The organism is Streptomyces sp. NBC_00038 (assembly GCF_026343635.1).
Lineage (GTDB): Bacteria > Actinomycetota > Actinomycetes > Streptomycetales > Streptomycetaceae > Streptomyces.
Genome location: NZ_JAPELQ010000001.1, coordinates 2,290,197 through 2,306,673, shown reverse-complemented (window position 1 = coordinate 2,306,673; position 16,477 = coordinate 2,290,197). Strand labels below are relative to the sequence as shown.

Annotated in this window: 15 protein-coding genes; 9 read left to right on the top strand and 6 right to left on the bottom strand. The window is 71.1% G+C overall.

The window, feature by feature from the left end:
• Positions 1-21 precede the first annotated feature (21 nt).
• Positions 22-291 carry a hypothetical protein gene (locus OG219_RS10690; protein ID WP_266825252.1) on the top strand — a complete coding sequence of 90 codons (270 nt, stop codon included), beginning with the start codon at positions 22-24 and terminating at the stop codon, positions 289-291.
• A gap of 642 nt (positions 292-933) precedes the next feature.
• On the opposite strand, the gene OG219_RS10685 is transcribed toward OG219_RS10690, so the two are convergent.
• From OG219_RS10685 to OG219_RS10675, 3 genes are all read right to left on the bottom strand, one after another.
• Positions 934-2,142, bottom strand: a complete 1,209-nt coding sequence (locus OG219_RS10685) for a CaiB/BaiF CoA-transferase family protein (RefSeq protein WP_266825250.1) — start codon at positions 2,140-2,142, stop codon at positions 934-936.
• 87 nt (positions 2,143-2,229) lie between these two features.
• Positions 2,230-3,012: an ABC transporter permease gene (locus OG219_RS10680; protein WP_266825248.1), complete on the bottom strand. Its 783-nt coding sequence runs from the start codon at positions 3,010-3,012 to the stop codon at positions 2,230-2,232.
• Positions 3,009-4,013: an ATP-binding cassette domain-containing protein gene (locus tag OG219_RS10675; RefSeq protein ID WP_266825246.1), complete on the bottom strand. Its 1,005-nt coding sequence runs from the start codon at positions 4,011-4,013 to the stop codon at positions 3,009-3,011. Before OG219_RS10675 ends, OG219_RS10680 begins: the two co-directional genes overlap by 4 nt.
• Positions 4,014-4,077: 64 nt before the next feature.
• On the opposite strand from OG219_RS10675, the gene OG219_RS10670 reads away from it, so the two are divergent.
• Complete coding sequence (locus tag OG219_RS10670) at positions 4,078-4,800, top strand: TetR/AcrR family transcriptional regulator (RefSeq protein WP_266825244.1); 723 nt, start codon at positions 4,078-4,080, stop codon at positions 4,798-4,800.
• Positions 4,801-4,893: 93 nt separating this feature from the next.
• Here the strand turns inward: OG219_RS10670 and OG219_RS10665 are convergent, their stop codons facing one another.
• The 3 genes from OG219_RS10665 to hmgA all read right to left on the bottom strand — a co-directional run bounded on the left by OG219_RS10665 (position 4,894) and on the right by hmgA (position 8,274).
• Positions 4,894-6,078: a type ISP restriction/modification enzyme gene (locus OG219_RS10665; protein WP_266825242.1), complete on the bottom strand. Its 1,185-nt coding sequence runs from the start codon at positions 6,076-6,078 to the stop codon at positions 4,894-4,896.
• A gap of 24 nt (positions 6,079-6,102) precedes the next feature.
• Positions 6,103-6,852, bottom strand: a complete 750-nt coding sequence (locus OG219_RS10660) for a GntR family transcriptional regulator (RefSeq protein WP_266825240.1) — start codon at positions 6,850-6,852, stop codon at positions 6,103-6,105.
• A gap of 105 nt (positions 6,853-6,957) precedes the next feature.
• The gene (gene hmgA / locus OG219_RS10655) at positions 6,958-8,274 is read right to left on the bottom strand and encodes a homogentisate 1,2-dioxygenase (RefSeq protein WP_266825238.1); all 1,317 of its coding nucleotides are present in this window, start codon (positions 8,272-8,274) and stop codon (positions 6,958-6,960) included.
• A 150-nt stretch (positions 8,275-8,424) separates the two neighbouring features.
• Between hmgA and OG219_RS10650 the strand changes: the two genes are divergently transcribed.
• The 7 genes from OG219_RS10650 (at position 8,425) to OG219_RS10620 (ending at position 16,454) form a co-directional block, all read left to right on the top strand.
• A complete protein-coding gene (locus OG219_RS10650; RefSeq protein ID WP_266825236.1) occupies positions 8,425-9,030 on the top strand; it encodes a hypothetical protein in 606 nt (201 codons plus the stop codon).
• Positions 9,027-9,656 (top strand): TetR/AcrR family transcriptional regulator, encoded by a 630-nt coding sequence (locus tag OG219_RS10645; protein WP_266825235.1) that lies wholly within the window; start codon positions 9,027-9,029, stop codon positions 9,654-9,656. The genes OG219_RS10650 and OG219_RS10645 overlap by 4 nt, the downstream gene beginning before the upstream one ends.
• Positions 9,657-9,835: 179 nt before the next feature.
• The gene (locus OG219_RS10640) at positions 9,836-12,094 is read left to right on the top strand and encodes a molybdopterin oxidoreductase family protein (RefSeq protein ID WP_266825233.1); all 2,259 of its coding nucleotides are present in this window, start codon (positions 9,836-9,838) and stop codon (positions 12,092-12,094) included.
• A 135-nt stretch (positions 12,095-12,229) separates the two neighbouring features.
• Entirely contained in the window at positions 12,230-13,666 is a 1,437-nt protein-coding gene (locus tag OG219_RS10635) for a CitMHS family transporter (protein WP_266825231.1), read from the top strand.
• 39 nt (positions 13,667-13,705) lie between these two features.
• A complete protein-coding gene (locus OG219_RS10630; RefSeq protein WP_266825229.1) occupies positions 13,706-14,938 on the top strand; it encodes an MFS transporter in 1,233 nt (410 codons plus the stop codon).
• Positions 14,939-15,040: 102 nt separating this feature from the next.
• Positions 15,041-15,649: a hypothetical protein gene (locus tag OG219_RS10625; protein WP_266825227.1), complete on the top strand. Its 609-nt coding sequence runs from the start codon at positions 15,041-15,043 to the stop codon at positions 15,647-15,649.
• Entirely contained in the window at positions 15,636-16,454 is an 819-nt protein-coding gene (locus tag OG219_RS10620) for a class F sortase (RefSeq protein ID WP_266825225.1), read from the top strand. The genes OG219_RS10625 and OG219_RS10620 overlap by 14 nt, the downstream gene beginning before the upstream one ends.
• The last annotated feature ends 23 nt before the right edge of the window (positions 16,455-16,477 follow it).

Here is a 16,477-nt window from a genome sequence, read left to right as displayed (position 1 = left end):
CTCGTACGGGTGGGGAGTGACATGGAACAGATAACAGTGCGCAGCAGGGCACGTGTCCCTGCGATCACGTGCGGGAGCAGCGCGACCAGTTCGCGCCTCGACCGCCATCTCGCTGTGCTGGGTGGCCCTGCCATCCCGCAGCGCGAGACGATCGAGGCGACCTCGCTGATGCGCGAGCTCACCTCGCGTGACACCGCGCACGACAGCAGCAGCAGGGTTGCGCGAGTGAGGCGGGTCTCGCTCTTCGCACCGCTGAAGCGGCTGCGCCGTTCGCTGTTCGGCGGCCGCTGAGCAGCGGCTGGCACCGGCGTTCCCGACCCGCGCCCGGCGGACCACCGACCCGGCGCAGCGCTGCGCTTCCGCGCCCGTCATCCCCACGGCACGCAGCAACGCCCGGTGAACCACCGGACGCGGGTCTCGCCACACCCCCCGTCGATCCCCGCGTGCCCGCCTTTCCACCGCCCGGCGGCAGCGAGACCTGAACTCCCACCCGGGTCTGCTCTGAGCGTGGCTCCGGCCATGCCCGCCGTATCGCCGACGCGTATGTCGGCCCTCCCGCCGCCCGGCGGCAGCGAGACCTGACCTTCCACCCGGGTCTGCTCCGAGTGTGGCGTCGGCCGTGCCCGCCGTGTCGCCGACGCGTATGTCGGCCCTCCCGGCGGCAGCGAGACCTGAACTCCCACCCGGGTCTGCTCTGAGCGTGGCTCCGGCCGTGCCCGCCGCATCGCCGATGCGTATGTCGGCCCTCCCCATCGCCTGGCGGCAGCAAGTTCCGGCCCCTCACCCCGATGTGCTCTTCGGGTGCGGCTCGCGTCACGTTCGCCCGGTCGACATCCGCGGCGCGGCCGTGCCCGCCGTATCCCCGTCCCCGGCGCCGGGGCATCCGCCTCCCCATCCGTCGGCGTCATCGGCGGCGGAACCCCGCCCGCCCCCTCACCGAGCCACGCCGTCCCGCAGCAACCCCCTGACATCCGCGTCCGTCATCCCCAACTCCCGTAGCACCGCTCCTGTGTGCTCCCCGAGCCGGGGTACCGCCCCCATGCGTGCCTCCTCCCCGCCCGGCAGCGTGATCGGCGGCAGCAACGCCCGCAACGGACCCACCGGTGAGCCGACTTCCCGCCACCGGTCCCGGGCCGCCAGCTGCGGATGTTCCGCGACCTCGTGTACGTCCCTCAGACGTGCGCACGCGATGCCCGCGCTCTCCAGCGCGGTCACCGCTTCATCGGCGCCGAGCGCGCCCAGGGCCTTCGCGACCAGCGCATCGGTGCGCGCCCGGTTGGCGACCCGCGCCGGGTTCGTCGCGTACGCCGGATCGTCCGCCAACTCCGGCTGGCCAAGCACCTGTTGGGCGAGCCGCCGCCACTCCCGGTCGTTCTGCACGGAGAGCAGCACCCGCCCGCCGTCCGCCGTGGGATAGGCGTCGTACGGCGCGATGACGGCGTGCGCGAGACCCGTGCGCGCCGGGGGAGTTCCTCCGTGCATCACATGGTGCAGCGGATGCCCCATCCACTCCGCGAGCGCCTCCAGCATCGACACCTCGACCGGGCCCCCGCGCCCTGTCGTACCGCGCCGCACGAGCGCCGCGAGCACCCCGGAGAACGCGTACATGGCCGCCGCGATGTCGGCCGCCGGAATCCCCGCCTTCACCGGCTGCTCCGGCGTCCCCGTCACCGACACGAGCCCCGCCTCGCACTGCACGAGCATGTCGTACGCGCGTTTGCCGGCGTACGGCCCCGACGCCCCGTATCCCGAGATGTCCACGGCGACCAGCCGAGGATGCGCGGCGCAGAGCGCGGCCGCGTCCAGGCCGAGCCGCGCCGCCGCACCCTGCGCGAGGTTCTGCACGAAGACATCCGCGTCCGCGACGAGACGGTGTACGACATCGAGGCCGCGCGGGTCCTTGAGGTCGAGCGCGATGGACTCCTTGCCCCGGTTGCACCACACGAAGTGCGAGGCGAGACCGGCCGCCGCGGTGTCGTAGTCCCGGGCGAAGTCCCCGCCGTCGAGCCGCTCGACCTTGATCACGCGGGCGCCGAGGTCGGCGAGCTGGCGGGTCGCGAAGGGCGCCGAGACGGCCTGTTCGACGGCGACGACGGTGATGCCCTCAAGGGGGAGGGGGAGTGGCTGCATGCGGGGGATCATGTCTCCCGCGTCGAGTCTTTGTCATCCGTGGAGGTGGACGGGCGAACGTCCTGGGCGCGGCCGGCCGGATGGGGGGCCTCCCGCGGCTCACCGACCGCCGTGTGCGTACCTGCGGACGGCGAGCGGCAGGAACACCGCGATGAGCAGCGCGCACCAGGCGAGCGACCCGGCGACGGGATGTGTCACCGGCCAGGCGCCGTCCGCCGGTACCGGCGCGTTCCCGAACAGGTCCCGCATCGCGGTGGTCACCGCGCTGATCGGGTTCCACTCGGCGATCGTTCGCAGCCAGGCCGGCAGATTGTCCGTGGGGATGTACGCGTTCGACAGCAGCGGCAGCATGAAGGTCGCGGCACCGAGCTGCCCGGCAGCCTCCTCGCTCCGCGAGGCGAGGCCCAGCAGGATGCCGACCCAGGTCATCGCGAACCGGAACAGCAGCAACAGCCCTACGGCGCCCACCGCTTCGAGCGCCGACCCGTCGATCCGCCAGCCCACCGCGAGCCCGACCAGCATCAGCGGCACCATACCGACGGTCGTGACGACGAGGTCGGCGGCGGCCTGCCCGAGCGGTACGGCGGCCCGGCTCATCGGCAGTGTGCGGAAGCGGTCCATGACGCCCCGGTGCGAGTCCTGGGCGGCCTGGAACATGCCGGTCATGATCCCGTTGGCCGCGGTCGCCACCAGCAGCCCGGGGACCAGGAAGGCGCGGTACTCCTGCCCGGGATTCGCGAGCGCGCTGCCGAAGACATAGCCGAAGAACAGCAGCATGTTGATCGGCATGGCCTGGGTGAGGATGAAGAGCCCGGGGCTGTGCCGCATCCGCCGCAGGTTCCGGCCCAGCATCGCGGTGCCGTCGTACGCCAACGCACTCATGTCACAAGCTCCTTGTGGTCGGTCGGGCCGGCGGGCAGACCGGCGGTCGGGTCGGCGGGCAGGCCCGGGGTCAGACTTCCGGTGAGACGCAGGAACACGTCGTCGAGCGTCGGCGGACGAAGACTCGCGTCGAGCAACGGCACCCCGGCGGCGTCGAGTTCGCGTACGAGACGCGGCAGCGTGAGGGTCGGGTCGGTGGTCACGGCGCCCACCGCGCGCCGCTCCTGGTCGAACGAGGGTGCGTTGCCGGTCAGTTGGTCGAGGACGGCCGCCGCCCCGGGCAGCGCCTCCGCGTGGGCGACGACCACCTCCGCGTAACTGCCGATGAGCGCCTTGAGTTCGGCGGGTGAGCCCGTGTGGGCGACCCTGCCCCGGTCCACGAGCGCGATGTCGTCGGCCAGTTGATCGGCCTCCTCCAGGTACTGCGTGGTCAGCAGCACGGTCGTGCCCTCGCCCTTGAGCGCGTGCACGGCCTCCCAGATCTGGTTGCGGCTCGCGGGATCGAGCCCGGCGGTGGGCTCGTCCAGGAAGAGCACCTCGGGGCGCCGGATCAGACTCGCCGCCAGGTCCAGGCGGCGCCGCATACCGCCCGAGTAGGTGGACGCGGGCCGGTCGGCGGCCTCGGCGAGCCCGAAGCGGTCGAGGAGTTCGGCCGCCCGCGCCGCCGTGCCCCGCACCCGGTGCAGCCGTGCGAACAGCCGCAGGTTCTCGCGCCCGGTGAGGTCGCCGTCCACCGAGGCGTACTGCCCGGTGACCCCGATCGAGCGGCGTACGGCACCGGCGTCCCGTACGAGATCGTGCCCGGCGACACGCGCGGACCCCGCGTCCGGTCGCAGCAGTGTGGTGAGCAGCCGTACGGCCGTGGTCTTGCCCGCGCCGTTCGGCCCGAGAATCCCGCAGACCGTGCCCTCGGCGACCGCGAGGTCCAGCCCCCGGACGGCATGGACCTCCCCGAAACGCTTCTCCAGACCTTCACTAAGTACAGCGTACGTAGTCGTCATGGGTGGACCATAGCGCACTACGTACGGTGTACGTAACTAGGATGGGTTCCGAGGTGATCGACCGATGCCAGGGCGCAGTGCCGTACCCGAAGTGATCTGGGCTCGTCCCGAGCGTGCGGGCCGTGGTCCGCGGCCTGCCTTCAGCCGTGCGGACATCGCGGCCGCCGCGGTGCGGATCGCGGACGCGGAGGGGCTCGACGGGGTCTCCATGCGGCACGTCGCGGCCGAACTCGGCTGCGGCACGATGTCGCTCTACAACTATGTCCCGCGCAAGGAGGACCTGTACGAGCTGATGGTCGACGCCATCAGCGGCGAGCACGACAACTGGGACCCCTCGGGCGACTGGCGCGCCGACATGCTCCGGGTCGCCCACCAGACCCGCACCCTCATGCACCGCCACCCCTGGCTGCCGCGACTGATGTCCCCGGTCTACGGCTTCAGCCCCAACGCGCTGCGCTACCTGGAGCACTGTCTGACCTGCCTCGACCCCCTCGAAGCGCCCTACGGCACGAAGTTCGAGCTGATCGCGATGGTCAACGGCGTCGTGACGACCTACGTCGGGAACGAACTGGCCACCGCGGAGCGGACCCGCTCCCTGCCCTGGTCCGAGGAGCAGGAGAACGCGGTCCGGATCGGCTATCTGGGCGGCCGGATCGCCACCGGCGCGTATCCGCGGCTGGCCGCGGCGTTCATGGAGGACGCCGGGCCGATCGACCTGGAGGCGGTGTTCGAGCGGGCGCTGGGGCGAGTACTCGACGCGTTTGCGCTCCGCTTGGAGGACGGTTAGAAACTCCGGGTCGTTTGGAGACTGCGGGCCGTCTGTGGCTGGGCGCGCAGTTCCCCGCGCCCCTGACGGGGCGCTGTGCCTCAGGTAGGTCCGTCAGATCAGCGCGAACTGGCCTTCCGGGCCTTCCTCGTGATGGTCGAGCACCGAGGCGGGTCGGCGTGCCGCGTCCGCCACCGGGAGCACGCCCGCCTTGCGCAGCTCGGCGGCTGTGATCGGCGCTCCGGTCTTCAACTCGGCCCGCTGAGGCCGCAGTTCCGCGAGCAGCGCCAGTACCGTGACGATTTCGAGCAGCTCGGACGTCCAGGCCTGCGGCCAGGTGGCGGGCCGGATCGCCTCCAGGGTGCCCGGCTCGGGCGGCTCCGTCCGGGCCGCGAACCACTGCTCCAGTACGCGCTCCCCGCCCACCTCGAAGTCCCAGGCCTCGGGCGGAACGGGGGAGATCCGGCCCTCGTCGAGAAGGAGGGCCTCCTCGTCGCGGTCGTAGTGCACGTCGACCGGGAGCGCCGGGAGCGGGGAGCGGACGTACGGGCGACGGCCCCCGGGGAGCTTGGGACGCTCCCCGTCACGCCGCATCAGCCACAGCATCCGGCGCCCCAAGTCGACGCCGTGCGCCCAGAGTTCGGGGTCGGCGGTGAGCGGGACGGCGGGTCCGGTGCGGCCCGCCCGTGCGATCGCCACCGTCCAGGCGAGGACGTCGACGGGTTCGGGGGAGTGGCCGAGGCGGGTGCGGAGGTGGTCCAACAGGCCCGGCGCCAGGTTCGGTTCGAGCCCGCCGGGGCGACGGTAGAGGGGCCGGACGCGGCCTCCGCGACCGGCGCTCAGGGGCAGCACGGAGGCGATCAGCAACACCGGCCCCGACGACTGAGGCACCACCGTCTGCTCGACCACGAACAGCTGCCGCTCGTCGGCGACCCGCCACAACTCCGGACGCGCCGCGTCGATCAGCCGGTGGTCCGGAATGAGCCACTGCTCGTCGAAAGGACCGTGCAGCACACGCACCGGCTCCGCACAGGGACCCGACTCCCGCGTCAGCCGGCCCGTCCCGCTCGCCTGCCCCGGCAACTGCGCCACCGCCGAACGCGGCGTACGCGAGCGCGTGACGCCGAACAGCGCCTCGCGCTCCGGCCCTTCGGCCTTCACGAGCGCGTCCCACCGCGCCCTCAGGGACACGGCGTCGGGAGCCGTCGGCCACCCCCGGCCCAGCCTCGGCGGAGCGGCCGACCACGGCATGAGGTCCGCGAGGAGCGGAGCGTCGTCGTCGTGCGTCACGCTCGGCATCGTACGACGTGGTCCACGACGTGGTCAGTGGGCGTCGAGGGTGACCGTGAAGGAGAAACGGTCACCGCGGTAGAGGATGCGGGCCACATCCAGGGCGCGGCCGTCCTCGCCGTGGGTGACGCCCGTGTAGTGCAGGATCGGGCTGAGCAACGGGATTTGGAGCAGCCGTGCAGTCTCCGGGTCCGCGAGCCGGGCCTCCACCGTGTCGGTGATCCGGCTGATGCGGACGCCCACCACATCGCGCAGCACCTTGGTCATGGGCCAGCGCACCAGGTCCTCCGGGTCGATCAGCGCCGCCAGTTCGGGACGCACGTAGTTGCGCGCGTGGTTCGTCGGCTCACCCGTCTTCTCGTCGCCGCGCAGCCGGTGATACGAGCCCACCTCGGCCAGATCGGGGAAGTACTCGGCGAGTTCGGCGGACACGGGCACCGCGCCGTGGTCGAGAAGCTCCGTCGTCATCCCCGACTGCTGCGCCACGATCGCGTCGACCGAGCCAAGGAGCCGCACCGGCGCACCCCGCTGCGCGGTGGGCTCGATGAACGTGCCACGCCGGCGATGGCGCGTGATCAGCCCCTCGTTCTCCAACTCCTTGAGCGCCTGCCGCATGGTCAGCACGCTCACCCCGTAGTGCTCCGCCAACTGCTCCTCGGTGGGCAGCCGCAGCGGGTCCTGGGCGGAGCGGCCGAGTATCGAGGCACGCAGCGACTGCGACACCTGATACCAGAGCGGCAGCTTGCGGTTCAGGACGATCGAATCCGGGGCGAAGGAGGTCACGAGGGTATCCGTACCGGTCGTGGGCGTTGAGTGCAACGGGCGATGACGATCAGCGCGACGGGCGGAGCGCCGTGGGCGACGGGAATCGGGCCCGGGCCACGACGGTCATTCGGCAGCGCGGAAGTGCGGCTGGAGGCCCTGCCACACGTCGTCGTACCTCTGCTGGAGGTGCTCCGCGTGCGCCGCCTGCGCCGTGGCGGTCACCGGCCAGCGGGTCTCGAACATGAAGGCGAGCCCGTCGTCGACCTTCTGCGGCCTGAGCTCGGCGGCGGACGCCCGGTCGAAGGTCTCCCGGTCCGGACCGTGCGCCGACATCATGTTGTGCAGCGAACCGCCCCCCGGTACAAAACCTTCCGCCTTGGCGTCGTACGCCCCCTTGATGAGCCCCATGTACTCGCTCATCACATTCCGGTGGAAGTACGGCGGCCGGAACGTGTCCTCGCCCACCAGCCAACGCGGCGCGAAGACCACGAAGTCGACACCGGCCAGCCCCGGGGTGTCGCTCGGCGAGGTCAGCACCGTGAAGATCGACGGGTCCGGGTGGTCGTAGCTGATGGTGCCGATCACATTGAAACGGTGCAGGTCATAGATGTACGGCACGTGGTTGCCGTGCCAGGCGACCACGTCCAGCGGCGAGTGGTCGTACGTCGCCGTCCAGAGGTTGCCGCAGAACTTGTTCACCACCTCGACCGGACCCTCGACGTCCTCGTACGCGGCCACCGGCGCGAGGAAGTCCCGTACGTTCGCCAGCCCGTTGGCGCCGATCGGCCCCAGGTCGGGCAGCTGGAAGGGCGCCCCATAGTTCTCGCACACATAACCGCGGGCACTCTCGTCCAGCAACTCCACACGGAAGCGGACACCACGCGGGACAAGCGCCACCTGTCCCGGCTCCACATGGAGCAGCCCGAACTCGGTGCGCAGCAGCAGTCCGCCGTGCTCCGGCACGATCAGCAGTTCGCCGTCGGCGTCGCTGAACACCCGCTCCATCGAGGAGTTGGCGTAGTACAGGTGCACCGCCATGCCCGTGCGCTGGGTGGCGTCGCCGTTGCCGCCGAGGGTCCAGAGGCCGCTGACGAAGTCGGTGCCGGCCTCGGGCTCCGGCAGCGGGTTCCAGCGCAGCCGGTTGGGGTCGGGCACGGTCTCCGCGAAGGGGGCCGTACGGAGCGCGCCGTTGTCCGTACGCGTGAACGCGGGGTGCGCGGCCGACGGACGGATCCGGTACAGCCACGAGCGCCGGTTGCGCGCCCTCGGCTCGGTGAACGCCGAACCGCTCAACTGCTCCGCGTACAGCCCGAGCGGTCCCCGCTGCGGCGTGTTGCGGCCGTGCGGCAGGGCCCCCGGGACCACCTCCGAGCTGTGTTCGTTGCCGAATCCGGTCAGGTAGACCAGCCCCTCGGCGGTCTTCCTCGCGTCCCCGCTCATGATCACTCCCTTGCACCTGATTCCTATGCTCAACCATAGGAATCAGCTCCGGCGCACGCAAGAGGGCGTACGACTCAGGGGTCGCTGTTTCGCCAGGAACCCGACCTCAGGGGGATCCGAGTGTCAGTGCGATGTTCTACGCTCCCCGGCATGTCGTGGACGCGTGGACTGCTCGCCGCGCTCGCGGTCTGCGCCCTGCTCGGCGGACCGGCGGGCTGCGGCACCGGTGATGCGCACGAGCGGAAGGACGGAGCATCGGCCTCGCCCGTGGGTGAACTGCTCGACGAGACCGACGAGGCAGGGCGGCGCTACCGCGAGATCGACGAGAAGGGCGCACCCGAGGTCGCCATCGAGGTCCAGCCGGACACCGACGGCGGCTGGGACGTGCGACTGACCGTCGAGCACTTCCGCTTCTCACCCGCCGGCACGCGCTCGAAGGCCGTCCCGGGACGCGGCATCGCCCTCCTCTACCTCGACGGCCGGGACATCGCCACCCTCCGCACAGCCGAGTACCACCTCCCCGGCGACCTCGTCCCCCGCGGCACGCACCAGGTCACCGCCCGCCTCTACGCGGACGACCGCACCGTGTGGGCCGTGGACGACGAGCCGGTCGAGAGCACCGCGGACGTCACGTCGTCGCAGGCCAAGGAGACGTCGTACACGACCGAACCGCCGGAGCCCTCGATGAGTACGAGCGGCAGCGAGGCCCGTACTGATACCGGAGGTTCACCGGACCCCGGCGGAAAGGCATCATGAAGCCCGTGCCCCATGCGACCTCGCTGCGCCGAGCGCCCGTGCAACGCCGCAGCGCAGAACGACTGACCAGAATCCTCGACGCCTGCGCCGACCTCCTCGACGAGGTCGGCTACGACGCCCTGAGCACCAGGGCCGTGGCCCAGCGGGCCGGCGTACCCATCGGCTCCGTCTACCGCTTCTTCGGCAACAAACGCGCGATGGCCGACGCGCTCGCCCAGCGCAATCTCGAGCACTATGCCGACCGCGTCACCCACCGCCTCCGGGAGACGGACGGCGAGCGGGGGGCCCCGGGAGGCTGGCGCGCGGCCGTGGACGCCGTACTCGACGAATACATAGCCATGAAGCGCACCGCGCCCGGCTTCTCCCTCGTCGACTTCGGCAACCAGATCCCGGTCGGCTCCCGCGCCGAACCCAACACCCGCGTCGCCGACCGCCTCACCGAACTCCTCTCCGGCTACCTCGAACGCACCCCCGACGAAGATCTCCGCCGCGTCTTCCTGATCGCGGTCGAAACCGCCGACACCCTCGTCCACCTCGCATTCCGGCTCGCCCCCGAGGGAGACGAACGGATCATCGAGGAGACGCGGGTACTGCTCCGGGCTTATCTGGAACGGGTTCTCGACTGAGCTGTCGGAGCGCCGGGCGACCGGCCGTACCGGTGGCCCAGGCCCCCAGATACCCACCCGGGGGCCGGCTCGCGGATTTCCGACCTGCCCCCCGGAGAGCCCTCCCCAGCATGCCTACCGGTCGGTATGCTCGGCCCCAGTCCGTGTGCCAACGCTGCCACCGCCTCCGGGAGGACTCCGTGTCCCGCACCACCGGCACCACCCCCGACACCCGCACCGCCCTGCGCATCTGCCCCCTGTGCGAAGCCACCTGCGGGCTGACGCTCACCATCGAGGGCACCCGGGTCACCGGCGCCCGGGGCGACCGCGAGGACGTCCTCAGCAAGGGGTTCATCTGCCCGAAGGGCGCCTCCTTCGGAGCCGCCGACGGCGACCCGGACCGGCTGCGCACCCCCCTCGTACGCAAGGACGGCGAACTCCACGAAGCCACCTGGGAAGAAGCCTTCGACGCGGTGGCCGCAGGGCTGCGACCGGTCGCCGAGCGGTACGGGCCGCACGCCGTCGGCGTCGTCCTCGGCAACCCGAACGTGCACACCATGGCCGGCGCCCTCTACCCGCCCGTCCTGCTCACCGGCCTCGGCACCCACAGCATCTTCACCGCCTCCACGGTCGACCAGATGCCCAAACACGTCTCCAGCGGACTGCTCTACGGCGACGCCAACGCGATCCCCGTGCCCGACCTGGACCACACCGACCACCTCCTGCTCATCGGCGCCAACCCCCTGGAATCCAACGGCAGCCTCTGCACCGCCCCCGACTTCCCCGGCAAACTCAAGGCCCTACGGGCCCGCGGCGGCACACTCACCGTCATCGACCCGCGACGCACCCGCACGGCCAAACTCGCCGACCGGCATGTGGCGATCAGGCCCGGTACCGACGCGCTGCTCCTCGCCGCCATGACGCACGTCCTCTTCGAAGAGAAGCTCGCCGAACCCGGCGACCTCACCCCGTACCTCCAGGACATCGACGAACTCGCCGAAGCCGTACGGGACTTCACCCCCGAAGCCGCCAGTGAGGCCTGCGACGTCCCCGCCGACACCATCCGCGCCCTCGCCCGCGAACTCGCCGCCGCACCCAACGCCGCCGTCTACGGCCGCATCGGCAGCTGCACCGTTCCCCACGGCACCCTGGCCAGCTGGCTCGTCGACGTCCTCAACATCCTCACCGGCAACCTCGACCGGCCCGGCGGCGCCCTCTTCCCCCAGGCCGCCACCGACAAGACCCCCCGACCCACCGGCCCCGGACGCGGCTTCGCCCTCGGACGCTGGCACTCACGAGTGAGCCGACACCCCGAAGCCAAGGGCGAACTGCCGATCGCCGCCCTCGCCGAAGAGATCGACACCGCCACCGAACAGGGCGAGCCGATCCGCGCGATCATCGCCGTCGCCGCCAACCCCGTACTCTCCGCACCCGACGGCGACCGCCTCGACAAGGCCCTCGGCTCACTGGACTTCATGGTCAGCGTCGACCCGTACCTGAACGAGACCTCACGCCACGCCCACGTCGTGCTCCCCCCGCCCCCGCCCTCACAGAGCGCCCACCACGACTTCGCCTTCAACACCCTCGCCGTACACAACCAGGTCCGCTACACCCGCGCCCCCGTCCCCCTCGAACCCGGCCGCATGGCCGAGACCGAGATCCTCGCGCGCCTGACCCTGGCCGCCACCGGCATGCACGGAGCCGACCCGTCCGCCCTCGACACCATGGTCATCGCCGGCACACTCGGCAAGTCAGTCACCGAGCCCCACTCACCGGTGCACGGCCGCGACCCACAGGAACTCGCCGGCCTGCTCACCGGCGACAACGGCCCCGAGCGACGGCTCGACATGATGCTGCGCCTCGGCCCGTACGGCGACGGCTTCGGCGTACGACCGGACGGGCTGAGCCTCGCGAAACTGCTCGCACACCCGCACGGCATCGACCTCGGACCCCTGCGGTCGCGACTGCCGCAACCGCTCAAGACCCGGAGCGGCAGGATCGAGCTGCTGCCCGCACCGATCGTCGACGATCTTCCGCGACTGCGGACCGCCCTGCGTGAACGCCCGACGGCCCTCGTCCTCATCGGCCGCCGCCACCTGCGCTCCAACAACAGCTGGATGCACAACGTGCCCGCCCTCACCGGCGGCTCCAACCGCTGCACCCTGCACATCCACCCCGAGGACGCCGAACACCTCGGACTCGCCGACGGGGCGGCCGTCCGCATCAAAGGCGCCGGGGGAGAGGTCACAGCCCCCGCCGAGGTCACGGACACGGTGCGGCGCGGAGTGGTGAGCCTGCCGCACGGCTGGGGACACAACCGCCCCGGCACCCGGATGAGTCACGCCGCACTCGACCCCGGAGTCAACGTCAACCAGCTCCTCGACGGCAGCCTCCTGGACCCCCTGTCGGGGACCGCCGTCCTCAACGGCGTACCCGTCGAGCTGACACCCGTGAGCTGAGCAAAGCTGTGACCTGGAGTTTTGCGCTTATTGCTCGCGTGTCAACGTCTTGTTAAGACTTGCGCACCCGACCTAACGTCACTCGCACCGCCGTCCCAGGTGGGAGTTCAAGGGCGAACGTTAGGTATCCAACTCATGCTGACCATCCTCGGCTTCACCATGATCGCGACCTTCCTGGTCCTGATCATGCTGAAAAAGATGTCGCCGATCGCGGCGCTCGTGCTGATTCCGGCACTCTTCTGTGTGTTCGTCGGAAAGGGCGCCAAGCTCGGTGACTACGTCATCGACGGCGTCACCAGCCTCGCCCCCACCGCGGCGATGCTCATGTTCGCGATCGTCTACTTCGGAGTGATGATCGACGTCGGGCTCTTCGACCCGATCGTGCGCGGCATCCTGAAGTTCTGCAAGGCCGACCCGCTGCGCATCGTGGTCGGCACCGCCGTGCTGGCCGCCATCGTCTCCCTCGACGGCGACGGCTCGACCACCTTCATGATCACCGTCTCGGCGATGTACCCGCTGTACAAGCGCCTCAAGATGAGCCTCGTCGTGATGACCGGCGTCGCCGCCATGGCCAACGGCGTGATGAACACCCTCCCCTGGGGCGGCCCCACCGCCCGCGCCGCGACCGCCCTGAAGCTCGACGCCAGCGACATCTTCGTACCCATGATCCCGGCCCTCGCCGTCGGCCTCCTCGGCGTCTTCGTGCTCTCGTACGTCCTCGGCCGCCGCGAGCGCACGCGGCTCGGCGTGCTGACGCTGGACGAGGTGCTGGAGCCGCAGGAGACCGAGACGGTTCTGGTCGGTGCGGGTACGGGTACGGGTGCCACCAAGGGCGGCTCGGTCGACCTCGGCAAGAAGGCCGTGAGCACCGGTGGTTCGGGCTCCGGCACGGACGCCGACGCCGACGGGTCCGAGGAGGAGGACGACGGCTTCGCCGTCCTCGACCCCAACCGTGCCACCCTGCGCCCCAAGCTCTACTGGTTCAACGCGCTGCTCACGCTCACCCTGCTCACCGCCATGATCATGGAGTGGCTGCCGATCCCGGTGCTGTTCCTGCTCGGCGCCGCCCTCGCGCTCACCGTCAACTTCCCCCACATGCCCGACCAGAAGGCCCGCCTCGGCGCCCACGCCGAGAACGTCCTCAACGTCTCCGGCATGGTCTTCGCCGCCGCCGTCTTCACCGGCGTCCTCCAGGGCACCGGAATGGTCGACCACATGGCCACGTGGCTCGTCGACATCATCCCGGCCAGCATGGGCCCGCACATGGCCCTCGTCACCGGCGTGCTGAGCCTCCCGCTCACCTACTTCATGTCGAACGACGGCTTCTACTTCGGCGTCCTGCCGGTCCTCGCCGAGGCCGGTGCCGCCCACGGAGTCACCCCGCTGGAAATGGCCCGCGCCTCGCTCGTCGGCCAGCCTCTGCACATGTCGAGCCCGCTGGTCCCGGCCGTGTACGTCCTGGTCGGCATGGCCAAGGTCGAATTCGGCGACCACACAAGGTTCGTGGTGAAGTGGGCCGCGCTCACATGTCTGATCATCCTCGGGGCAGGACTGTTGTTCGGGATCATCTGACGCTCGTACCCGTACGACTCCTCCAGGAGGTAAAGAACCATGGGCCCCGGTGGAAACCGCGGCTGGCTGCTGCGCCTCGTCATCGCCTTCAGCTTCGCTCAGGGGGCGGTGTCGATGGCGCGGCCCGCCGTCTCCTACCGGGCCCTCGCCCTTGGCGCCGACGAGCGCGCGATCGGCGTGATCGCGGGCGTCTACGCCCTCCTGCCGCTCTTCGCCGCGGTACCGCTGGGCCGCCGCACCGACCACGGCCGCTGCGCACCGCTGTTGCCCATCGGCGTCGTGCTCATCGCGGGCGGCTGCGCCCTCAGCGGCAGGGCGAATTCGCTCACGGCGATGGCGGCGTGGAGCGGAGTGATGGGACTGGGCCACCTGTGCTTCGTGATCGGCGCCCAGTCGATCGTCGCCCGTCAGTCCGCGCCGCACGAACAGGACCGCAACTTCGGCCATTTCACCATCGGCGCCTCCCTCGGCCAGCTGGTCGGTCCGATCGCCGCGGGCACTCTCATCGGCGGTTCCGACATGGCGGGCACGAGTGCGCTGGCCCTGCTGGTCGCGGGCGGGGTCGCCGCGGTCTCGTTCACCTCGCTGTGGCGCATCGAGCACCGTACGCCCGCCAAGTCCCGTACGGCACAAGGCGACCGCGTCCCCGTGGGCCGCATACTGCGCACCCGGGGTGTCCCCGCGGGCATCTTCATCAGTCTCGCCGTGCTGTCGGCGACGGACATCCTTACGGCGTATCTGCCGGTCGTTGGTGAGCACCGGGGCATCGCGCCGTCCGTGATCGGCCTGTTGCTGAGCCTGCGAGCGGCGGCCACGATCGCCTGCCGGCTGGTGATGACGCCGATGCTGCGGCTGCTGGGCCGGGCCGCGCTGCTCACCGTGACGTGTCTGGTGGCGGGCTTGCTGTGTGCGGGCATCGCGCTGCCGGTGCCGGTGTGGGCGCTGGCTGCCATGCTCCTGGTTCTCGGGTTCTGCCTCGGCGTCGGTCAGCCGCTGTCCATGACGACGGTCGTCCAGGCGGCCCCCGACGGCGCCCGTTCCACGGCCCTGGCCCTGCGGCTGACCGGCAATCGGCTCGGCCAGGTCGCCGCCCCGGCCGCCGCGGGCCTGGTCGCCGGAGTCGCGGGGGTGGCCGCGCCGTTCGTGATGCTGGGTGCGCTGTTGCTGGTGTCGTCGGGGATCGCGCTGCGTTCGCCCGCGAAGCCGGAGGCCGCGGGCGGTGGTGAGCCCGCCCGTAGTCGGGTGCCCCTGCGCCGTAAGAGCGATATCTGACGGAGTGTCGGGCGCTGCTGCCGCTTTTTCCGGCGCAGATGTGAAAGGGAATCAGGTGTATGTGCAATTTGTATGACAATCACCTGATTCGGAGGAACTCGCATGCCCACCTCGTCCCTTCCAGGCCGTCGCCGGAGTGCCGTCGCCCTCGCGGCCCTCACCGTCGTGGGATCCGCCCTGACCGGAGCCTCGGCCGCTGTCGCCGCTCCCGGTGACAACGGCACCGTCAAGGTCCATGTGGTGGGCACGGCCGTCGAGGCCCGCCTGAACCAGCCCAAGGTGTGCCTGTTCTACCTCGACGCCTTCAACTTCGACGTGGCGGAGGGCATCACCTGGACCCTCGTGACACAGCCCGCGGTCACCGGCGGCGCCACCCTCGGCGGGAAGATCACCCTCGACACGGGTGCGGGCCGGACGGCGAACCTGACGCTGCCCGACGGGCAGTACAAACTCACCTGGAAGATCGACGGCGGCAACGGCGCCGGCAAGCACAAGGTCTTCAAGGTCAACTGCCCGGACCGCCCGGGTGGCGGCCCCGGCGGACCCGGCGGTGGTCCCGGCGGACCGCACGGCGGGCCCCCTGCGGGCGGTGGCGGCCTCGCCCACACCCAGGACTTCGCGCCGGTCGCCGGGGCGGCGGCCGTAGGCCTTGTCGTGGCAGGGGGAGCCGTGTACCTCCGGCTGCGCCGCCGCCCCGATGGCGCGGCGTAGACGCGCCCGCAGGCCCTGGTACCGGACGCGCGCCTACCGCCTGACACGGACCCTCGTGATGTCCGTCTGTCTGGTGGTGGGCGGCGTCTGGTGGGCGGGGGAGGACGAACCCACGGACGCGGCCGGGACCTCGGCCCCGGTTCCTGTCGCCGCTGACAACGGCGACGGCGCGCGCGGCGCGAAGTCCCACCGTGCCGAAGGTGACGGCGAAGGGCGCGGTACGAAATCCCACCGTGCCGATGCCGATGGGCGCGGCGGCGCGAAACCCGTCCGCCCCGCGCCCACCAGGCCGGCCCGACCCGCCCGGCCGAAGCCCCCGCCCAGGCCGTTGCCCCGCTCCCCGGCGGCCTCGTTCGCCATCCCGTACCTCGGCCTGGAGGCACCGGTCATCGGCCTCGGGCTCGACCGGGAGCGGCGGCTCACCGCTCCTCCGGTGGACGACCCCAAACTCGTCGGCTGGTACAAGGACGGACCGACGCCGGGCGAGCCGGGCACCGCTGTCGCCGTCGGCCACCTCGACACCAGGACCGGGCCCGCCGTATTCGCCGGGATCGGCCAACTCCGGCCCGGCAGACTCGTCGAGGCCCGGCGCGCCGACGGGCGGACCGCCGTCTACACCGTGGACGCGGTGAAGACGTACGAGAAGGCGCACTTCCCCAACAAGGAGGTGTACGGGGACAGGGGGCGCCCCGAGCTGCGTCTGATCACGTGCGGCGGCACGTACGACCGGAAGAAGGGGTACGCCAGCAATGTCGTCGTCTTCGCGCATCTCACGGATACGCGGGGCCGCGCACGCGGTACGTGAGCCGGTGACCGCGTGAAGCTTCT

What these genes read in the sequence shown, in the direction of transcription:
- OG219_RS10690 (WP_266825252.1), top strand. Translation starts at nt 22, where the DNA reads ATGGAACAGATAACAGTGCGCAGCAGGGCACGTGTCCCTGCGATCACG.
- OG219_RS10685 (WP_266825250.1), bottom strand. Translation starts at nt 2,142, where the DNA reads ATGATCCCCCGCATGCAGCCACTCCCCCTCCCCCTTGAGGGCATCACC.
- OG219_RS10680 (WP_266825248.1), bottom strand. Translation starts at nt 3,012, where the DNA reads ATGAGTGCGTTGGCGTACGACGGCACCGCGATGCTGGGCCGGAACCTG.
- OG219_RS10675 (WP_266825246.1), bottom strand. Translation starts at nt 4,013, where the DNA reads ATGACGACTACGTACGCTGTACTTAGTGAAGGTCTGGAGAAGCGTTTC.
- OG219_RS10670 (WP_266825244.1), top strand. Translation starts at nt 4,078, where the DNA reads ATGCCAGGGCGCAGTGCCGTACCCGAAGTGATCTGGGCTCGTCCCGAG.
- OG219_RS10665 (WP_266825242.1), bottom strand. Translation starts at nt 6,078, where the DNA reads ATGCCGAGCGTGACGCACGACGACGACGCTCCGCTCCTCGCGGACCTC.
- hmgA (WP_266825238.1), bottom strand. Translation starts at nt 8,274, where the DNA reads ATGAGCGGGGACGCGAGGAAGACCGCCGAGGGGCTGGTCTACCTGACC.
- OG219_RS10650 (WP_266825236.1), top strand. Translation starts at nt 8,425, where the DNA reads ATGTCGTGGACGCGTGGACTGCTCGCCGCGCTCGCGGTCTGCGCCCTG.
- OG219_RS10645 (WP_266825235.1), top strand. Translation starts at nt 9,027, where the DNA reads ATGAAGCCCGTGCCCCATGCGACCTCGCTGCGCCGAGCGCCCGTGCAA.
- OG219_RS10635 (WP_266825231.1), top strand. Translation starts at nt 12,230, where the DNA reads ATGCTGACCATCCTCGGCTTCACCATGATCGCGACCTTCCTGGTCCTG.
- OG219_RS10630 (WP_266825229.1), top strand. Translation starts at nt 13,706, where the DNA reads ATGGGCCCCGGTGGAAACCGCGGCTGGCTGCTGCGCCTCGTCATCGCC.
- OG219_RS10625 (WP_266825227.1), top strand. Translation starts at nt 15,041, where the DNA reads ATGCCCACCTCGTCCCTTCCAGGCCGTCGCCGGAGTGCCGTCGCCCTC.
- OG219_RS10620 (WP_266825225.1), top strand. Translation starts at nt 15,636, where the DNA reads ATGGCGCGGCGTAGACGCGCCCGCAGGCCCTGGTACCGGACGCGCGCC.